General features: G+C 38.3%; 18 protein-coding genes. 8 read left to right on the top strand and 10 right to left on the bottom strand.

Annotated elements, in window-relative coordinates:
- Positions 1 to 63 precede the first annotated feature (63 nt).
- From J4Q03_RS13285 to J4Q03_RS13270, 4 genes are all read right to left on the bottom strand, one after another.
- The gene (locus J4Q03_RS13285) at positions 64 to 300 is read right to left on the bottom strand and encodes a hypothetical protein (RefSeq protein WP_426048619.1); all 237 of its coding nucleotides are present in this window, start codon (positions 298 to 300) and stop codon (positions 64 to 66) included.
- Between the two features lie 123 nt (positions 301 to 423).
- Positions 424 to 894 carry a YciI family protein gene (locus J4Q03_RS13280; protein WP_426048618.1) on the bottom strand — a complete coding sequence of 157 codons (471 nt, stop codon included), beginning with the start codon at positions 892 to 894 and terminating at the stop codon, positions 424 to 426.
- A 45-nt stretch (positions 895 to 939) separates the two neighbouring features.
- Positions 940 to 2,118: a nicotinate phosphoribosyltransferase gene (gene pncB / locus J4Q03_RS13275; RefSeq protein ID WP_426048617.1), complete on the bottom strand. Its 1,179-nt coding sequence runs from the start codon at positions 2,116 to 2,118 to the stop codon at positions 940 to 942.
- A gap of 92 nt (positions 2,119 to 2,210) precedes the next feature.
- A complete protein-coding gene (locus J4Q03_RS13270; protein ID WP_116012047.1) occupies positions 2,211 to 2,687 on the bottom strand; it encodes a Dps family protein in 477 nt (158 codons plus the stop codon).
- Between the two features lie 104 nt (positions 2,688 to 2,791).
- Here J4Q03_RS13270 and J4Q03_RS13265 point away from each other — a divergent pair, with 104 nt between their 5' ends.
- From J4Q03_RS13265 to J4Q03_RS13230, 8 genes are all read left to right on the top strand, one after another.
- Positions 2,792 to 4,384 carry a hypothetical protein gene (locus J4Q03_RS13265; RefSeq protein WP_426048616.1) on the top strand — a complete coding sequence of 531 codons (1,593 nt, stop codon included), beginning with the start codon at positions 2,792 to 2,794 and terminating at the stop codon, positions 4,382 to 4,384.
- Between the two features lie 109 nt (positions 4,385 to 4,493).
- Entirely contained in the window at positions 4,494 to 4,907 is a 414-nt protein-coding gene (gene rpsL / locus J4Q03_RS13260) for a 30S ribosomal protein S12 (RefSeq protein WP_002983146.1), read from the top strand.
- 23 nt (positions 4,908 to 4,930) lie between these two features.
- Positions 4,931 to 5,407, top strand: coding sequence for a 30S ribosomal protein S7 (gene rpsG / locus J4Q03_RS13255; protein ID WP_426048615.1), 477 nt, complete (start codon positions 4,931 to 4,933; stop codon positions 5,405 to 5,407).
- A 6-nt stretch (positions 5,408 to 5,413) separates the two neighbouring features.
- A complete protein-coding gene (gene fusA, locus J4Q03_RS13250) occupies positions 5,414 to 7,531 on the top strand; it encodes an elongation factor G (RefSeq protein WP_111957054.1) in 2,118 nt (705 codons plus the stop codon).
- Positions 7,532 to 7,548: 17 nt separating this feature from the next.
- On the top strand, positions 7,549 to 7,854 hold the full coding sequence (rpsJ, locus tag J4Q03_RS13245) for a 30S ribosomal protein S10 (RefSeq protein ID WP_002661363.1): 306 nt from the start codon (positions 7,549 to 7,551) through the stop codon (positions 7,852 to 7,854).
- A gap of 328 nt (positions 7,855 to 8,182) precedes the next feature.
- Entirely contained in the window at positions 8,183 to 10,444 is a 2,262-nt protein-coding gene (locus J4Q03_RS13240; protein WP_426048614.1) for a TonB-dependent siderophore receptor, read from the top strand.
- A gap of 18 nt (positions 10,445 to 10,462) precedes the next feature.
- Positions 10,463 to 10,723, top strand: a complete 261-nt coding sequence (locus J4Q03_RS13235; protein ID WP_426048613.1) for a hypothetical protein — start codon at positions 10,463 to 10,465, stop codon at positions 10,721 to 10,723.
- Positions 10,724 to 10,955: 232 nt separating this feature from the next.
- On the top strand, positions 10,956 to 11,453 hold the full coding sequence (locus J4Q03_RS13230) for a low affinity iron permease family protein (protein WP_426048612.1): 498 nt from the start codon (positions 10,956 to 10,958) through the stop codon (positions 11,451 to 11,453).
- Between the two features lie 33 nt (positions 11,454 to 11,486).
- Here the strand turns inward: J4Q03_RS13230 and J4Q03_RS13225 are convergent, their stop codons facing one another.
- The 6 genes from J4Q03_RS13225 to glpK all read right to left on the bottom strand — a co-directional run bounded on the left by J4Q03_RS13225 (position 11,487) and on the right by glpK (position 19,074).
- Positions 11,487 to 14,213 (bottom strand): hypothetical protein, encoded by a 2,727-nt coding sequence (locus J4Q03_RS13225; protein WP_426048611.1) that lies wholly within the window; start codon positions 14,211 to 14,213, stop codon positions 11,487 to 11,489.
- An 86-nt stretch (positions 14,214 to 14,299) separates the two neighbouring features.
- Positions 14,300 to 15,271 (bottom strand): hypothetical protein, encoded by a 972-nt coding sequence (locus J4Q03_RS13220; RefSeq protein WP_426048610.1) that lies wholly within the window; start codon positions 15,269 to 15,271, stop codon positions 14,300 to 14,302.
- Complete coding sequence (locus tag J4Q03_RS13215; protein ID WP_426048609.1) at positions 15,268 to 15,687, bottom strand: hypothetical protein; 420 nt, start codon at positions 15,685 to 15,687, stop codon at positions 15,268 to 15,270. The genes J4Q03_RS13220 and J4Q03_RS13215 overlap by 4 nt, the downstream gene beginning before the upstream one ends.
- Positions 15,688 to 16,011: 324 nt before the next feature.
- The gene (locus J4Q03_RS13210) at positions 16,012 to 16,812 is read right to left on the bottom strand and encodes a hypothetical protein (RefSeq protein WP_426048608.1); all 801 of its coding nucleotides are present in this window, start codon (positions 16,810 to 16,812) and stop codon (positions 16,012 to 16,014) included.
- A 9-nt stretch (positions 16,813 to 16,821) separates the two neighbouring features.
- On the bottom strand, positions 16,822 to 17,553 hold the full coding sequence (locus J4Q03_RS13205) for an MIP/aquaporin family protein (RefSeq protein ID WP_426048607.1): 732 nt from the start codon (positions 17,551 to 17,553) through the stop codon (positions 16,822 to 16,824).
- Positions 17,554 to 17,577: 24 nt separating this feature from the next.
- Positions 17,578 to 19,074, bottom strand: coding sequence for a glycerol kinase GlpK (glpK, locus tag J4Q03_RS13200; protein WP_426048606.1), 1,497 nt, complete (start codon positions 19,072 to 19,074; stop codon positions 17,578 to 17,580).
- Positions 19,075 to 19,078: the final 4 nt, after the last annotated feature.

Genomic DNA, 19,078 nt, shown 5'->3' with positions numbered 1-19,078 from the left:
ATTTTAAGATAGTATCCAGCAAAAAAAGTGAGCCGGAAGCTCACTTTATTTTTATTGATCAGATTATGGAGTGATAATAACCGGATCTGGAAAAGGTTCAAGAACCAATGGTTTGCACCTTGCAGCCGGTTCGCATCTTCCTCCCATGCATATAAAATTGGTCATGGTGGTTGAGCCGTCAGGACATCTGATCATGGCTTCACCAGGGCATCCTCCGGGACATTGTGCCGGATATAAATTTCCGCCGAATACATCTTTAAGTTCTGTTCTCGAAAGTTTTGATACGTTCATTTTTTTCATGGAATTAATTTTTTGATGGTTTAGTTTGTATAAATCTGAAAATGAACCTCTAAGATAATAAAAAATAAATCGCTATGCGGTTACATAATGATTTATTTAGATTGATATTTTTAAGGAAGATATTTATGGATTTCCCTTTGATATTTCTTCGTGATGTTTTAAATACAAAGGCAGTGCTGCAGAACCATACCAGGAGAAAATTTCATATCCGAAGACACCGGCGAGTACTGCAGGATCAGTCTTTACCCATTGTTCAGCTTCCTCTTTGGATTTTGTATTGAAAATAAACATACCGCGGTAGTTTTCCTTGTTTTGCTCCAGAAAAGGTCCGGCTACAACAAGTTTTCCTTCATCAGCCAGCTTTCCGATGTTTGTCATATGGCCTTTCATCAGTTCTCCCATTTTGGCCTTATCATCAATTTTTGTGCTGCCGGTAGTGAGCATCACAATCGTGTAGGCCTTCATTCCGTATTTGTCGGCACCAAGAGATGTTGCTAATTCCTGGTTAAATTTTGGTTTTTCTGCTTTCTTCTCCTGGGCAAAAGATAAAGCTGCCAATAAAAGAGTGAGGGATAAATAAATTTTTAATTTCATAATAATTGCTTTATTATTTATAAGTCAGAGATCTGAAATCTAAATTTAATCTTTTATTCTTAAAAACTCTTTGGCGAGTTCAATCATTTTAGGATCGCCGGTATATTTTCCGTGCTCGTCGGAAAGCTTAACTGTGGCAATCCATTCTTTGTTCGGGGCCTGTACTCCGATCAGTTTCATGACGATATTCATTGGTTTTAATCCGACATCGTTGGTGAGATTGGTTCCGATCCCGAATGATACACCGATCTTTCCTCTGCAGTAATTGGTAATTTCTTCCACTTTTTCAAGGTTTAAAGCATCAGAAAAAATAATGTATTTAAATAGAGGATTAATTCCGTTATTGATATAGTGGGCGATTGTTTTATCTGCAAATTCCAATGGGTCACCGCTGTCATGACGTACGCCGTCAAACAGCTTGGCGAACTTCTTGTCGAACTGCTGGAAGAAAACATTGGTAGTGTAAGTGTCTGAAAGCGCTACTCCAAGATCACCTCTGTAAACATCTACCCAATGTTCCAGAGCCAGCTCATTGGCCATTTTGAATCCGTATTCAGCAGCATGAAACATAAACCATTCGTGTGCGTGGGTGCCAATAGGTTTTACGCCGTATTTCATGGCGAAATGAACGTTGGAGCTTCCGATGAAAGTTGATTCTTTACTGTGTGTTAAAGCCTCCATTACCAGGTTCTGTACCTTATAAGAATGTCTTCTTCTGGTCCCGAATTCTGCGAAATTTACCCCTAATCTCGCAAGGGAAGCCGCTTTTTCAAGTGTTCTGTTCATAACGATCTCATTGGAATCTCTTTCCATATGATTCATTTCGTAATGAAGCTCACTGATCAAAGCAAGAAGGGGAACTTCCCAAAGGATGGTTCTGTACCAAAGTCCCTCAACGGTTACAGAAAGCTCATTGCCTTCCTGGCGTATTTTCACCTCAGACGGATCATAATGATAGCCTTCTAAGAAATCTAGATAGGGGAGGTCTATATAGGGGCAGGTTCTGGCCATGAATTTTTTTTCTTCCTTGGTCAGCTTTAATTCTGCCATTCTGTTGACTGCTTCTTTTAAAGCAATGTCAAAACCTTCCGGAAACTCATGCTTTCCTCTGTTGATGAATTCATATTTTACAATGGAGCTTGGGAATAGTTTTACCACTGCATTCTGCATTGTTATTTTATAGAAATCGTTATCCAGGATAGAGTTTAATCGAACATCGTGCATAATATGTGTAATTTTAACGCAAATATAGTCATTTAAAATAAAAATCGTCTAAATGTAAGACGATTTTTTTATTATCATTTGATTTTTGCCGGTTACTTCCCTAAATAAGAATTGTACATCCATACTTCTTTTTCCTGCTCTGTAATATAATCGCTCATTTGGGAATTGGTTCCTTCATCTCCTGCGGCATCTGTGATGTCGAGAAGTTCTCTCTGCAGATCGATTACTACTTTGAAAGAATTCAGAATAAGTTCAACGCTTTTATTTGCATCCGTTACTTCTTTGCTTTCTTTAATGGTAGCAACTTTTAAATAATCTGAGTAGTTATGGGCCGGGGTAGCACCTAGTGTAAGAATTCTTTCAGCGATCTCATCGATCTTCAATACAAGGCTGTTGTACAGTTCCTCGAACTTAGGATGAAGGGTAAAGAACTGATCTCCTTTGATGTTCCAGTGTGAACCTCTTGTATTTTGATAAAATATTGAATAATTGGCCAAAAGGATATTAAGTTTTTCCGAAATATTCTTACAGTCAGCCTCTTTTAAGCCGATAATGCTTGCATTTTTCATATGTTTATTTTTTATGATAACAAATTTAGGAAATATTATGCCGAAAACACAGGTTTACGATTGATGATACTTATCTTTGATATTTTTATAATTGATCTTAAAAAATGCAGTCATTCCGAAATTTAGGGCTAAGAAGTTTTTTTACATCGTTTGCTGTTTTTTTTACGGTATGTTTACTATACTATATAAATTCGGTTTCAAAAACAGGAGGTCATTATATATATCTTCTGGATGACGCCTATATTCATCTAGCCGTGGCGAAAAATTTCGCGATCCATCAGGTCTGGGGAATTACGGAATATAAGTTTTCTTCCGCTTCTTCTTCACCTTTATTTACATTTCTTCTCAGTATTTTAATTAAAATAATTGGGAATAATGATCAGATTCCGTTGTATTTTAATGCTGTTTTTAGTGTTGGGATTATTTATTTTCTTAGCCAATATTATGGAGATATCTTTAATGATGTAAAAAAGACATCTTTAGCGGTTATTTTTACTTTATTCTTCACTGTTCTTCATTTACAGTTGCTTGCAGGAATGGAGCATGTCTTTCAGCTATTTCTTTTTGTAGTTAATATCTTTTGTTTTTTCCGAAAGGATAAAAATAAATGGGCACTTATTGGGTTTTATGGAACTATTCTGCTGATGGGGCTTACACGTTTTGAAAGTATGTTTTATTTTGCAGCGATAGCTTTTGCTTTAATTTTACTTAAAAAATGGAGGAATGCTGTTGGAGTACTGTTTGCTGGATTTATCCCGATTATTATTTTCTGTTATTTTAATAATCAGCAGTCTGGCTACTTCTTTCCCAATTCTGTGGTGGTCAAAGGAACAAAACTGAATTTCGATTCAGATATCCTGATCCAGCTTAAAGCCATCGTATTCGATAACTTTCTATTGAATACCAGCTTTTATAAAATAGGTCTATTTCCTATTTTGTTGTGTATACTCTTTATAGGTAGAGATTTAAAGAGCAAAACATTCCAGGAAGCTGTTGAAAATAATTTTTTTCTTATTGTATTTTCTTTAACGACGATTTGTCATTCTATGTTTGCAGATTTTAAAGGGCTTTTTCGCTATGAGGCTTATCTTCTTGTGGGGTTCTCAATGGTGCTTATTCCAAAAGTTAAAGAACTTTTCTCGGATTTTAAAAGGTATTGCAGAAAAGAAATTCTTATCAGTGTACTGATTGCCATGAATGTTTTTCTTTTAGTTTACAAAGGCTGGATTGCTCATAAAGTAATGGATAACGGAGGAAAAAATATTTATGAACAGCAGATACAGTCTGCGAGATTTTTACATACTTATTATAACAACTCCAAAATAGTGGCTAATGATATCGGAGCGATTAGCTATTATACCGATATTCATTTGTTGGACATTGTTGGTTTAGGCTCTGAAGAAACCATTGTTTTTAATGATAACAGAAAAACTTTTGATCATAAGTTTGAAGATTTTCTTACCCGTTACTGTTTGAAAAACCAATACGATATAGCAGTAGTATACGATGGATGGCTTCAGGGGCATATTCCAAAAAATTGGAAGAAAGCAGCTGTGCTGAAGATTAAGAATAAAGTAACTGTGGCCAGACTGGAAGTATCTATATATTCTATTAACAGAGATAATTTTCAGCTGCTCAAACAAAATATAAGGAATTTTAACTGGGATAAAAATGTAACCGTCATATTGATGGAGTAAACGTAACTAGCTGTTAATTAAATTTTAGCAGGAAATATTATTTATACCTAAGTGTTTGTTAATTAAAAAAATATTCCTATTTTTGCACCCTAAAATAAAAAGCAATTAAATGCCTACTATTCAACAATTAGTAAGAAAAGGAAGAGCCACGCTTGCCAAGAAGAGCAAATCGGCTGCCCTTGATTCTTGTCCACAAAGACGAGGTGTATGTACGAGAGTATATACTACCACTCCTAAGAAACCTAACTCTGCACTTAGAAAAGTAGCAAGGGTAAGACTTTCTAACGGGAAAGAAGTCAACGCCTACATCCCGGGCGAAGGACATAATCTTCAAGAGCACTCGATAGTATTGGTAAGAGGCGGAAGGGTGAAAGACCTACCGGGAGTACGTTACCACATCGTAAGAGGTGCTTTAGACACTGCAGGTGTAAATGGAAGAACACAGAGAAGATCGAAGTATGGAGCTAAGAGACCTAAGCCAGGTCAGGCAGCTGCTGCACCAGCAAAAGGAAAGAAAAAATAATCATTAAATAAGGTACAGAAGCAATGAGAAAGACAAAAGCGAAAAAAAGACCGTTGTTACCAGATCCGAAGTTTAATGATCAATTGGTAACTAGATTCGTAAACAACCTAATGCTTGACGGTAAAAAGTCAATCGCATTCAAAATTTTCTATGATGCATTGGATATCGTAGAAACTAAAAAAGGAGATAGCGAAAAAACTGCACTTGAAATCTGGAAAGATGCACTTACTAATGTAATGCCTCACGTAGAAGTACGTTCTAGAAGAGTAGGTGGAGCTAACTTCCAAATCCCTATGCCAATCAGAGCTGACAGAAAAATTTCTATGGCAATGAAATGGTTAATCAAATATTCAAAAGCTAGAAATGATAAGTCTATGGCTTTGAAATTAGCTAATGAAGTGGTAGCTGCTTCCAGAGAAGAAGGTGCTGCTTACAAAAAGAAATCTGATACTCACAAAATGGCGGAAGCTAACAAAGCTTTCTCACACTTTAAATTCTAATTAGAAATGAGTAGAGATCTTAAATTTACAAGAAATATTGGTATTGCCGCTCACATTGATGCTGGTAAAACTACCACTACAGAAAGGATTTTATTCTATACAGGGGTAAACCACAAAATTGGTGAAGTTCACGATGGTGCTTCTACAATGGACTGGATGGAGCAGGAAGCAGAAAGAGGTATTACCATTACTTCTGCTGCAACTACTTGTTCTTGGAACTTTCCAACTGATCAAGGGAAGCCTGTAGCTGAAACTAAACCTTACCACTTCAACATCATTGATACACCGGGACACGTTGACTTCACTGTAGAAGTAAACAGATCTTTGAGAGTATTGGATGGATTGGTATTCTTATTCTCTGCAGTAGATGGAGTAGAGCCTCAGTCTGAAACAAACTGGAGACTTGCTGACAACTACAAAGTAGCAAGAATGGGATTCGTAAACAAAATGGACAGACAGGGTGCTGACTTCTTGAACGTTGTAAAACAAGTAAAAGAAATGTTAGGATCTAATGCAGTTCCAATCGTTTTACCAATCGGTGCTGAAGAAGATTTCAAAGGTGTTGTAGACTTAATTAAAAATAGAGCGATCATCTGGGATGAAGCTGGACAAGGTGCTACTTTCGAGGTAGTTCCAATTCCGGAAGACATGAAGGATGAAGTTCTTGAATACAGAGAGAAATTAGTAGAAGCTGTTGCTGACTACGATGAGACTTTGATGGAGAAATTCTTCGAAGATCCGGATTCAATCTCTGAAGACGAAATCAACGAAGCTCTAAGAAAAGCTACTATCGATTTATCTATTATCCCAATGACTTGTGGTTCTTCATTCAAAAATAAAGGAGTACAGTTTATGTTGGATGCAGTATGTAAATACTTGCCTTCACCATTGGATAAAGATGATATCAAAGGTACTGACCCTAGAACTGACGCTGAAATTACAAGAAAACCAGACGTAAACGAGCCTTTCTCGGCTTTAGCATTTAAGATTGCTACTGACCCGTTCGTGGGAAGACTAGCATTCTTCAGAGCATACTCTGGAAGACTGGATGCAGGTTCTTATATCTTGAACACCCGTTCAGGTGATAAAGAAAGAATCTCAAGAATCTATCAGATGCACGCTAACAAGCAAAATCCTGTAGAATACATTGAAGCAGGAGATATTGGTGCAGCGGTAGGTTTCAAATCTATCAAAACAGGTGATACAATGTGTGACGAGAAAAACCCAATCGTTTTAGAATCGATGGTTTTCCCTGATCCGGTAATTGGTATTGCTGTGGAGCCTAAAACTAAAGCTGACCAGGATAAAATGGGTAACGCTCTAGCTAAACTAGCTGAAGAAGATCCAACATTTACGGTTAGAACAGACGAGGCTTCAGGACAAACGATTATCTCTGGTATGGGTGAGCTTCACCTTGATATCATTGTAGATCGTATGAGAAGAGAGTTCAAAGTAGAAGTAAACCAAGGACAGCCTCAGGTAGAATACAAAGAAAATCTTACAAAAGTTGCTCAGCACAGAGAAGTTTACAAAAAACAGTCTGGTGGTAAAGGTAAATTTGCGGATATAGTATTCGAACTTGGACCAGCTGACGAAGGTAAAATAGGTTTAGAATTTATTAACGAGATCAAAGGTGGTAACGTTCCTAGAGAATTTGTTCCTGCTATTGAAAAAGGCTTTAAAGCTGCAATGAAAAACGGTCCTTTGGCTGGTTTCGAAGTTGAAGGTATTAAAGTAGTTCTTAAAGACGGATCTTTCCACGCAGTGGATTCTGATGCACTTTCTTTTGAAATGGCTGCTAAATTAGGATTTAAAGAAGCGGGACGTGCTGCTAAGCCAGTAATCATGGAGCCTATTATGAAACTGGAGGTTGTAACTCCGGAAGAATATATGGGTAATATCATTGGTGACCTTAACAAGAGAAGAGGTACCATCAGTGGTCAGGAAGAGAAAAACGGAGCTGTTGTAATCAAAGGTTCTGTTCCACTTTCTGAAATGTTTGGATATGTAACCACTCTAAGAACACTTTCATCAGGAAGAGCTACTTCTTCTATGGAATTAGAGAAATACCAGGCTACTCCACAAAACGTTGCTGAAGAAATCATTGCTAAAGCAAAAGGTTAATTTTTTAAACTAAAGAAATGTCACAAAGAATCAGAATAAAACTAAAATCTTACGATTACAACTTGGTAGACAAGTCTGCTGAGAAAATCGTAAAAACGGTAAAGGCTACTGGTGCTGTTGTAAACGGACCAATTCCATTGCCAACAAATAAGAGAATCTTCACGGTGTTGAGATCTCCACACGTAAACAAGAAAGCTAGAGAGCAGTTCCAATTATCAGCTCACAAGAGACTGATGGATATCTACTCTTCTTCTTCTAAAACTGTTGATGCTCTAATGAAATTAGAACTTCCTTCAGGAGTTGACGTTGAAATTAAAGTGTGATAATTGCATACTTTGCAATAATTATAGAATCCGTTCCTTTTTAGGAACGGATTTTTTGTTTAAAAGAGTCAAATCTAGAAATAAAGGGCCTTTGCTTTTATAGTTCAGACCTTCAGGATGTACCTTTTTATCATTTATTTTTTTATAGAGATAAGTCTACTTTTTCTAGGTACCTTTTAATGATGCTCTGGTATTGGTAAGAGATCTCTACAACATCTTTAGGCTCACTTATAATCTGATAATGTTTAGTCATATCAAGGTGAGATATGTCAGTTTGATTTATTTATTTAGAATGAATAAAAATAATAATTTTGCAAAAAATTGACAGATGAATAAAGTAGTATCCTTTTCTCTGCTTGTATTGGGTGGGGTTTTTGTAAACGCACAGCAAGTGAATGATTCTATAAAAAAATCAAAAGAGATTGAAGAAGTAGAATTATTTGGTGAAAAAAAGAAACAGCCGGTAGGTTTAGAAGCTATTACAAGGCTTCCTTTGAAAACCAGAGACCAGATCCAGAGTATTTCAGTGATCTCCCATAAAGCGATTGAAGAGCTGGGAGCTCTTACCGTAACTGATGTGGCTAAAAATGTACCCGGTGTCACCCTTTTCTCAAGCTATGGCGGAGGAAATGAAAGTATGTCTATCAGAGGATATCGTGGAGTACCGGTATTGAAAAACGGAGTTCAGATGGATTCGGATTTCCGTACGGCGGGTATGATCACAGATATGCAGGGTGTTGAAAGCATTCAGGTCATTAAAGGATCTGCAGCTGTGAGCCAGGGAATAGGAAACGGTTTGGGTTCAGCAGGAGGTGTGATTAATGTGGTGACCAAAAGACCGCAGTTCATAGACCAGACCAAGGTAGGATTCCGCTACGGAAGCTGGGATTTTTACAGACCGACAGTAGATTTCCAGAGAGTTCTGGATTCTCAGGGTAAAGTGGCTGTAAGGTTCAATGGGGCTTATCAGAAAAATAATTCTTTCAGATCACATGTTGAAGGTGAGAGAATTTACATCAACCCATCCGTATCTTACCGTCCGGACGATAAAACTGAAATCAATGTAGAGATGGATTATCTTCATGATAACCGTACGCCCGACAGAGGAACTATCAATACAGCACCTGGTGATGTGGAAGCATTGTACCATATGCCGAAAGGTAAATTTTTAGGATATACTTCTGACTATTCAAAAACAGAAACCTTTAATTTTGCCACAACGGTGGTTCGCAAGCTTAATGATAAATTAAAGGTAAGAGCTGCATTCATTAATTCCACAAGCAGTTCAGACAGCGAGGCCTCTTCCATATCATTACCGACAAACGAAACGAACTATAATATCAGGCAGCACACCATTGGGAAATCTCAGGGAGAAGATATCAATAAAGTCCTGCAGTTGGATTTCATTGGGGAGCAGATAAAAACAGGATTCATCAACCATACATTCCAGGTTGGATTTGACTGGCGGGAAACTGAAACATCTACCGTTACCTATGAAGCCTACAAAAACTCCATTGCTCCTGAAAACTTAATTACTGCCCGCCCAACAAAAATTGGAGCGATAACGTATGATGCCAATCCTCTTGATATTTTCGATGTGGTTAACGGGACGATACCGAACCAGATTCCTGTAAATGTAATTTATAAAAACCTTGGACGTTCAAACCCTGTTCTGACGCCAAGCATTGGTGCTATGGCCCAGGATGTCATGTCAATCGGGAAATATGTAAAAGCCCATCTGGGAATCAGGTACAGCAGATTGAACGGTTCTTCCAATGAAACCGTAGATACATGGAACCCGTCTTTTGGATTGATCATTTCACCAATTCAGAATATCAATGTTTTCGGATCCTATACAACGACTACCTCTTTAAGGGCATCTAATAATATTCTTCAGGCAGGAGGATTGGTAGGTGCATCACACACCAAGCAGTGGGAAGCGGGTATTAAATCCGACTGGTTTAATGAAAGATTGAGATTTAATGTTACCTTATTTGATATTAATACAGATAATCTGTCATTCCAGATCCTGGATAAAAACTACCAGCCAATAAAAGATAATAAAAATAATATCCTTTACGGACTTGCCGGTAACCTCAGAAGAAAAGGAATGGAAGTAGAGCTTATCGGAAGAATTCTCCCAAACCTTCAGGTAATGTCCGGATGGGCATATCTGGATGCTCAATATCAGGAGAGTCCGGCCTATATGAACGGTTCTGCTCCAATGAATGCTCCGAAGCATACCGCAAACGGATGGCTGAACTACAAATTTATTACAGGTAAACTAACGGGTCTTGATGTAGGAGCCGGAATCTATTATGTAGGAAAAAGACCGGTTGACGAATGGACTCAGAAGACATTTACAGCAGGGCATCTTAACAGTGTGAAAGCTGGAGATAAGCCTTTTGATATGCCGGAATATACTACCGTAGATGCCCAGGCAGGATACACTCTTAAAAACGGATTGGGACTAAGAGTATTCTTCAATAACATCTTCGATTCTGTGGGATACAGTTCGTACTTCAGAGGTGGGTATATCGATCAGATCCAGCCTAGGAATTTTGCCGTACAGGTCAACTACAAATTCTAATCCTCAAAATTATTTATTATGAAAAGCATCAAAATAATATTCTATGCTATGGTTTTTGGAATAGCTGCAGTATCCTGCTCTTCCGATACAGAGCTTTCAGAAGAAGAATTGAAGGCTGCCAATGAGGCAATGAAATATAATACAGTCAACAGTCCATACCATTGGAATTATATGAATAATACCTGGTCGCAAAATACCTGGAATAATGGGATGCCCGGTATAAAGAAAATCCAATTCGGAAAAGATTTACCTTTAATCAGTACAAAAACAATTGATTAATCTGAAGAAATAATCTTCGGAAGAAAAATAATAAACATTCATTCATATCAAATTTTAATTAGAAAACATTAAGGCAGTTCTTCTGTCTTAATGTTTTTGTTTTTTACCATTACCTCTTATTTTAACGATATATTAAAAAAACAAATCGGAACAATTCCGGCAAAAATATTTTTCCTTATTTGCTCCGTTTCAGGTTAATTCTATAAATTTATTATTTAAAAGAATTGATATCATGAACCATAAGAACAATAATCTTTTTGAGAAGTTTTCAGACTGGGCAACCAAATTTACAGGAAGTTCACATGCATTTATCGGAGCTGTACTCATCGTTGTGGTATGGGCAGCTTCAGGACCTGTTTTTGATTATTCTGAAACCTGGCAGCTGGTTATTAATACCGGAACTACCATTATTACCTTTTTAATGGTCTTTTTAATTCAGAAAGCTCAGAACAAAGACTCAAAAGCAATACAGATTAAGCTGAACGAACTTATTGCCGCTCACGAAAAGGCAAGCAACAGAATTGTAGATATTGAAGACCTGACAGAAAAGGAGCTCGATCAGCTTCACTGCTATTATGAAGAACTCGCTAAGTTTGCGAAAGAGGATGCTGATATCCACACCTCACACTCAATAGATGCCGCCCACAGAAACCAGGATTATAAGTTTGAATTCTTTAAACATAAACATGAAGAATGGCTTCAGAAACAGCAAGAAAAAAAGGAATCATAACGATTCCTTTTTCTTTTGTATACAGGTTGAAAATTATCTTTTCAGGAAATATCCGAAATAGCTGCAGCTTCCTGCCAATCCTTTCATGGTTTCCGAATCTGCATACTGGGATTTCAGCTGTGCAAAATACGTTCTGTATTTCTGATTCCTGATATTATTGAGTTCAGTCTGGTGAGCCTGTTCCTTTTCAGAATACTGAGGATCCGAATAACTGATAGTCGCAGTATTTTTTGCCTCATACTGATAATACTTTCCTTGTTCTGCGCTGGCCATCTGGAAAAGGACTCTTGCTCTCTGTTCTTTGTCTTTCGACAGCTTCAGGGTCTTTTGATAATAATTGATCGCGAGGTCAAAATTATCAGGCTCCACGTAGGTAGTATAAAGGAAATTCTTATAATAATATTGATAAGGATTCTTTCTGTCCGTATTCCAGAAATCGTATTTTCCACCGTTGGTGTTATCAATGTCCATCACAAACAGCTGTCGGTAATATCCCAGGCTGGAAGTATTGTACAGTAGGTTTCCGATAAGCTGGCTGGCTTTGGCTGCCTTTTCATCTGTTCCGCTACCGATTTTTTTAAGCTGGATGAGTGCATCCGCAAGTTCCAGTTTATTCATGCTGGCTTTAATGAAAGGGAATGCAGAATAATCTTCAGCTTCCATACTTTCAGTTTCCGGGCTTCCGAAACTTTCCCATACATTGTGCCCGAAAACAAGATTCGAAATATCCCGGAATCCGTTATATTCTCCGGCTGCATACTGTTTCGGAGTAATTTTTTCACCTTTGTCCGACCAGTCGTAATTCATCCTTGGAATTCCTGCAAAGCCCTGGGCTTTTTCATAATAAGACTTAGCCTTTTCAAAATCTGCCTGTTTCATGGCTCTGTCGCCGTAGATCATGCTGAAGAAAGCATCTATATTGCCTACATTATCCATGTTCTTGGCAATGATCTGCTGTTCAAACTGCGTTTTATTCGGTTTTTTGTAAAAATCTTCAACACTTTTTACCAGACTGGAATTCGGGTTATACTGAAGATCCGAAAGCTTATTGCTCATCAGGAACGATTTTCCGTCTTCACCCTGCAGGAAATAGCGGTTGGCAAGAACATCTTTAAGGAAATCTGCCGTTGACGGAGTTTCCCCATAATAATCATAATCAGATACGGCAGTACTGTCTTTTTTAACTTCTTTTTTCACGAAATAATCAGCATAATCTTTCATCAGATGATCTTCAAATTCTGCATCAATCTTAGGATGCGAAACGATATCATTCAGAACTTTCATTCTTTTTATTTCTTCCAGGTATTCTGGATTTGTTGTTTTGATATCCTCCAGAATCTCCGAACTTGCTTGGTAATCTTTTTTCAGGAACTTGAGATAGGCATCTGCGATCTGCCAGTATTCATCCTTAGATACCTTTTTAGTTTTTTCTGTGAATTTTTCCAGGTCGTCCAGATAATCTTTGGTTTTTTCGTCGTATCCGTAACTAGCTTTTGTATAGAAAGGAATCCTGTCCGGATTGTTCAGCAGTTCATCATCACTCTGATCATTTTTTTCTCCGGCTACGCTGTCAGACTTTGATCCCCCGAAAAGGTTTTTGAAGAACCTTACAATCTTCTGCCAGAAAGAAAGTTTTTCTTCTTTTTTCACTTCAGCAGGTTCAGCCTTTACGTCCTTGGAAGTGGTGCCGTGGTCATCAGCATTTCCTTTCTGCATATACACATTGTCTGAAGCATCCGAAGTATAATAATAGATGGGCAGATAGCTTCTTTCCAGTTCATTGATGCTTCTTACTGCCATCACTTTCAGGATCTCAGAATCCGGATTGATGTCATACATCTTTTCCATGATAGGAATAGGATTCGTAAAGCCTTCATAACCCAATAAGAAATAAGCCATATTCTTTTCATCATTCGTACCCGCCCTCTTCATAATATTGCTGAAAGAAGCCGTATCCGAAAGTTTCATTGATACAAAAGCAGATTCCTTACGGTCTTTACTGTTCATAAAAACCTGGAAAAAGTTCCAGTTCGCATCACTGTTCATTTCCTTTCCCCTTTGAGCGCCTGCAAGCTGGTCCAGAGCCATAAAGTATACCGTACCTTTCTGTTTGATCGGTTCTATATACGTTTTGAAAGCCTCCAGCGCTGCATCGTAATTTCTCGTATAATGATTAAAACGTACCAGCTGGTATCCGTAACGTTGCTTGATCTCCGGATTTCTTGCTGCATTGTATAAAGAAGTCAGTGCATTGACTGTTTTGGCATAATCAATAGAAGTAGCATTTTGTTTCTTTGAAGGACCATAGTTGTAAAACGAGTCCGGACTCTCAACATAATTGATGCTCATATAAGGTTCCAGATATTTAGCTTCAATTAAATAATCGATGCCTTCCCTGTATTTTGGGTAGAATCCTGTTCCTAATTTCTGCAGCAGAGGATGGGTTGGGGCTCCGTTTTTTAACGCATTCAGATCATTCATGCTGATCTTGTATACCAGATTTTCCGTTTCTGCGTAGTTCAGCTGGTTGTTAAAAAACTTTTTCCAGGTTTCAATATTGTCGTCAGGAATCGGGTTGCCTTTGTAGTCTCCGTAAAACCTGTTGGAATAGGTAAGCAGGAAAGGCAGATAAGATTTATCCTTTATAATACTTTGTGTAAAAAGATTGAAATATTCATAATCCGGATCTGACCACGCACAGGCATCAGATTTAGTATAGAAAAGCGATAGGACCGCCAGCGAAAGAATATACTTTTTCATATAGTTGATGGGTGTTTTTATTTTTGTAACTCAGTTTCAACAGGAATTAAATGTTCATAAACTGCTCAATCAGCAGAAGATAAAATTTAAAAATTCCTGTTACTTACAAATTTACTATCTAATTGATAATAAATTATATTAAAGTCATGTATTTTTTTCTCCAGAAAACGGGTGACATCCTGCAGCTGGTCATCTGTTATTTCTTCAACCTTTATCCTGAATCCTTTACTCAGGAAGCTTCCGAAATAGAAACCGTCTCTGATGATTTCAACTTCATTATCCGAGATTTTTTTAAATCCAGGGTTTTCAAGGTCTTTTCTGGATAAAGCATTAATTAGTTTATGCTTTTCAAGATGATTGGTAACAATTCCCCAGGAGTAGATCGGCAGTGCGACTTCAATTTTTTTAACAGGATAATCTTCCAGTTGGGAAAGATAGCTTTTTAATACCGTTACATCCAGAATAGAATTTTTATTGGAGTTTTCTAGCGGGGAAGAAGTAGAGTAGCACATCAGATATACTTTCTCTACCGGTGGAATTCCGGTCTGGCTTTTATCTTTTACCTGATGAAGACGCAACGTGCAGGTAATTTCTTTTCCTGAAATTCTTTTCAGTTCTTTTAAAAATTTAAAATAATCATTCCTGGTCCCGGCTGTCCAGTCACAGTCGATCTGAATTTCATTATTAATCCTTAAATTATATTCTTTGGCTTTCTTCTGAACCAGATCATGAATGTTTTTTGCAAGAAACCTGATTTCTTCCGCTGAAATATGATACATAGACTGATTTGTGATAAAAACAGTCGGCACAATTTGCTTATCCGTCTGAAAACTCTTGTCTTTTGTGATCACGGCAACCGGTATGAATTTCCCGCCAGCTTTGTCAATGTCAAAAAAACGGGTGTATACATAAGGAACTGAAGCCTTGTCCAAAGCTTTTTTCTCTTCCTGATCAAGCTTAAGATGGGTCTGCCAGTAATAAAAAGTATAAGGATGGTTCTTTTTCCCGCTGCACGAAACAATGAGAAGAAGGAGAAGCAGGAGCTTTAATGCTTTCATCGCTTATATAGTTCGCTTTCGCAGGTACAGATATCCTGTGTCCCGCTTTCCATGCTGGAGCAGCAGTCTTCAGATTTCAGGATGTTTCCGTCCTTATCTGTCAGATAGATATTATCCTTGTCAAATTTCACATAAAAGTTTTCACCATATGTTTTGAAATCTACCTTCATTACTTTGGGGTTGTATTTTCCGGCATTGACTTCCTCGGTGGTTTCGGTCCTGTCCGCCTGATTTACCTGAACAAATCCGAAATAAACATCACCGTTTTTCTTTACATCCAGATAATAGGCAGGCGTTCCCGATCCACTGAATCCTTCAATGATATTAAAACTTCTGTATCCGACAAATGGCGTTTTTGTCTGCGCAAAAGATAAAATACTGATAAACAGGATTATTAAGCTGAAAATCTTTTTCATATATTTTTTTTCAAAAGTAAAAATATTTAAGCAAAAATTAAACCGTAAAAACCCTGAAATTGGCTATTGGAGGCAATTATAGTTTTTTTTAACCACAAAAGTTACAAAAGATTTTTAAACACTTTAGTTATTTTAAAGTTAAATAGATTACGCATATAAAATACACTTTAATTTTTATGAAAATCAAAGATTTTCTATTGATGTGATCTTAGCATTTTCAGCATGAAAAACTTTTGTGGCTTTTGTGATTTAATATTCATCAATGTAAAACAGAAAACCACTCCAAAAAGAAGTGGCCTTTGTATAATCAAGTTAAGACATAGATTAGAAAACAGTGGCTGCCAGCTGAATTCTTGCATATTTATTGGAAGGATTCCACATGGCCATCATAGAAACCGGAAGACTGTAATGTTCCGTAATTTTAACGGTCTTGCCGGCTTTTACTCCTATATTAACGATATCAAAGCTGTTTTCACCGTTGCCATAAAGGAAATGTTTGTCGTTGAGGGCAAATCCGGCTCCAATAAAAGCATCCAGATTCACTTTCTTCCCGGCAATGACCGGATAGCTTGCCTGAATATAGGTAGAATACTTATTCTTTTTATAGCTGCCGTCAGATTCCAGAACCACTTCACCTGCATTGGCCCCTCCGTACAGCATGATATCCGCCTCAATATTCAGTGGGAATGATGGCCCGAAAGTATAATGGGTTCTAAGGTCAATGATATGGGCAGTTCTTCTCTGTGAGTAACTGAAAATGTCGTCTGCAGCGACAGCAGTATTGATGTTTCTGGAATTATACAAATCCCACAATCCAATATAAAAACGGTTATGAGAGTATTGAATGTAATAGTTGATCTCCTTATAATGGGTACCATCTTTATCGTCTGCCAATGCCGAGGCGCCCCAAATACCAATTTTCCATTTCTTTTCAGAATCTAAGGCATAAGAAAGATTTCCCATTACTACAGGTTTGTCTGTAATAATCAATCCCCTCCACAAATGGTTGTTCTGAATATTGGCAGTAAAATCAAGTCTGTTGCTTTCCTTAGGTTCTGCGTTCTCCTGAGAGAATAGCTTTCCTGTGCCTAAAATAATCAGGCATGCAATTTTTAAAATTTTCATCGGGTATTTTTAATGTATTATTCCAAAAAGAACGGCAGCGATAACAGCGCCCAATATTGGTCCTGCAACCGGAATCCATGCATATCCCCAGTCACTGCTTCCTTTTACAGGCAGTACGGCATGCATAATCCTAGGAGCCAAATCTCTTGCAGGGTTAATGGCATAGCCTGTAGTTCCTCCTAATGATAAGCCTATGGCCCAAACCAGAAAGGTAACAGGAAGTGCTCCTACAGAACCGAGTCCTACTTTGGCAGCCGGATCTGCATTCAGGGAAATACTGGGATCCGAAAAATGAAAAATGACAAATACCAGAACAAACGTTCCGATGGTCTCGCTGATTAAATTGGAGAATGTATTCCTGATGGCCGGCCCTGTACTGAAACAGGCAAGTTTAGCGCCTTCATCTTCCGTAATGGCAAAATGGTCTTTATTGAAAAGCCAGACCAGGAAAGCGCCAAGCATTCCACCGAGCATCTGTGCAGCAATATAAGAAGGAACCAGGTCCCACGAGAATTTTCCTGCAGCAGCCAGGCCGATCGTTACGGCCGGGTTCAGATGAGCACCACTTGCAGGACCTGCAACGGTGACCCCTACAAAAACTGCCAGAGCCCAGGCTGTCGTAATAACAATCCATCCTGAATTATTTCCTTTAGTATCCTTTAAGACAACATTGGCTACAACGCCGTTGCCTAATAATATAAGAAGCATTGTTCCTACAAGTTCTGCGGTAAATGGAGTCATAAGTAGTTTTTTATTATTAAAGATTTAATCTTCGATCCAGCTTTGTGAACGCTTTACAGCTTTATTCCAGAAATGAATCATGTTATCTGCTTTTTCTTTATCCACTTTCGGATGGAAATCTTCGTCTACAACCCATTGAGATTGTATTTCATTAATGTCCTTCCAATATCCTACTGCTAAACCTGCAAGATAAGCGGCACCTAACGCTGTGGTCTCAAGCGTTTTTGGTCTTGTGATCTTAAATCCGAAAAGGTCAGACTGTATCTGCATCAGAAGATCACTTGCAGAAGCTCCGCCATCTACTCTGAGTTCCAGACTTGGTGTTCCGGAATCTGCCTCCATAGATTTTACAATATCATAAACCTGGAATGCTATGCCTTCCAAAGTTGCTCTTGCGATATGTCCGTTAGTGGTTCCACGGGTTACCCCTACAATAGTTCCTCTTGCATATTGATCCCAATAGGGTGCTCCTAATCCTGTAAGTGCAGGGACAAAGTAAACACCTCCGTTATCTTCAACACTTGCTGCCAGATCATTCACTTCTTCTGCGGAACGGATAAGTTTCAGCCCGTCTCTCAGCCACTGTATGGCTGCACCGCCTACAAATACACTTCCTTCCAGTGCATAGTTTACTTCTCCATTGATCTTCCAGGCAACTGTTGTTAACAGGTTATTTTTTGAAGAGACCGCTTCTGTTCCTGTATTCATTAATAAGAAACATCCTGTTCCGTAGGTATTCTTTACCATTCCGGGAGTAATGCACATCTGTCCGAATAAGGCGGCCTGCTGATCCCCGGCAATTCCAGCGATCGGAATTTTAGTAGAGAATAAAGTGGTGGCGGTTTCTCCGTAGATTTCGCTGCTCTGTTTTACTTCAGGAAGAACAGATCTTGGAATATCAAATAGATCCAGAAGATCCCGATCCCATTCTAAGGTATGAATATTCAGAAGCATGGTTCTGCTTGCATTGGAAACATCAGTAATGAACATTTTTCCGCGGGTAAGTTTCCAAACCAGCCATGTATCAACTGTTCCGAAACATAATTTTCCTTCTTCAGCTTTTTCCCTTGCTCCTTCTACGTGATCCAGGATCCATTTCAGTTTGGTGGCTGAAAAATAGGCATCCAGGACAAGTCCGGTTTTTTCTTTAATGATTTCGGCATGCCCCTGCTCTTTTAATTCGTCACAGTATTTAGACGTTCTTCTGTCCTGCCAGACGATAGCATTGTAAATAGGCTCACCGGTTTCTTTGTCCCAAACAACGGTTGTTTCGCGTTGATTGGTGATGCCGATGGCCGCTACTTCCAATCCGGAAATGCCTGCTTTAGCGATAATTTCTGCGGCAACGGATATCTGGGAAGACCAAATTTCGTTGGGGTCATGTTCTACCCATCCCGGAGTAGGGTAGATCTGTTCAAAATTTTTCTGGGAGATGTATTCTATAGCTCCGTTGTGATTGAATAAGATGGCTCTAGAGGAAGTTGTACCCTGGTCTAAAGCGAGAATCAATTTTTCCTTCATACTG

This window comes from Chryseobacterium sp. NFX27 (genome assembly GCF_049887855.1).
Lineage (GTDB): Bacteria > Bacteroidota > Bacteroidia > Flavobacteriales > Weeksellaceae > Chryseobacterium.
This window is presented reverse-complemented; position numbering and strand designations above follow the sequence as displayed.

Coding starts and splice junctions, on each gene's coding strand:
- J4Q03_RS13280 (WP_426048618.1), bottom strand. CDS start 894: ATGAAATTAAAAATTTATTTATCCCTCACTCTTTTATTGGCAGCTTTA.
- rpsJ (WP_002661363.1), top strand. CDS start 7,549: ATGTCACAAAGAATCAGAATAAAACTAAAATCTTACGATTACAACTTG.
- J4Q03_RS13215 (WP_426048609.1), bottom strand. CDS start 15,687: ATGAAAAAGATTTTCAGCTTAATAATCCTGTTTATCAGTATTTTATCT.
- J4Q03_RS13235 (WP_426048613.1), top strand. CDS start 10,463: ATGAAAAGCATCAAAATAATATTCTATGCTATGGTTTTTGGAATAGCT.
- J4Q03_RS13225 (WP_426048611.1), bottom strand. CDS start 14,213: ATGAAAAAGTATATTCTTTCGCTGGCGGTCCTATCGCTTTTCTATACT.
- fusA (WP_111957054.1), top strand. CDS start 5,414: ATGAGTAGAGATCTTAAATTTACAAGAAATATTGGTATTGCCGCTCAC.
- glpK (WP_426048606.1), bottom strand. CDS start 19,074: ATGAAGGAAAAATTGATTCTCGCTTTAGACCAGGGTACAACTTCCTCT.
- rpsL (WP_002983146.1), top strand. CDS start 4,494: ATGCCTACTATTCAACAATTAGTAAGAAAAGGAAGAGCCACGCTTGCC.
- J4Q03_RS13270 (WP_116012047.1), bottom strand. CDS start 2,687: ATGAAAAATGCAAGCATTATCGGCTTAAAAGAGGCTGACTGTAAGAAT.
- J4Q03_RS13240 (WP_426048614.1), top strand. CDS start 8,183: ATGAATAAAGTAGTATCCTTTTCTCTGCTTGTATTGGGTGGGGTTTTT.
- J4Q03_RS13205 (WP_426048607.1), bottom strand. CDS start 17,553: ATGACTCCATTTACCGCAGAACTTGTAGGAACAATGCTTCTTATATTA.
- J4Q03_RS13285 (WP_426048619.1), bottom strand. CDS start 300: ATGAAAAAAATGAACGTATCAAAACTTTCGAGAACAGAACTTAAAGAT.
- J4Q03_RS13210 (WP_426048608.1), bottom strand. CDS start 16,812: ATGAAAATTTTAAAAATTGCATGCCTGATTATTTTAGGCACAGGAAAG.
- J4Q03_RS13230 (WP_426048612.1), top strand. CDS start 10,956: ATGAACCATAAGAACAATAATCTTTTTGAGAAGTTTTCAGACTGGGCA.
- pncB (WP_426048617.1), bottom strand. CDS start 2,118: ATGCACGATGTTCGATTAAACTCTATCCTGGATAACGATTTCTATAAA.
- J4Q03_RS13265 (WP_426048616.1), top strand. CDS start 2,792: ATGCAGTCATTCCGAAATTTAGGGCTAAGAAGTTTTTTTACATCGTTT.
- J4Q03_RS13220 (WP_426048610.1), bottom strand. CDS start 15,271: ATGAAAGCATTAAAGCTCCTGCTTCTCCTTCTTCTCATTGTTTCGTGC.
- rpsG (WP_426048615.1), top strand. CDS start 4,931: ATGAGAAAGACAAAAGCGAAAAAAAGACCGTTGTTACCAGATCCGAAG.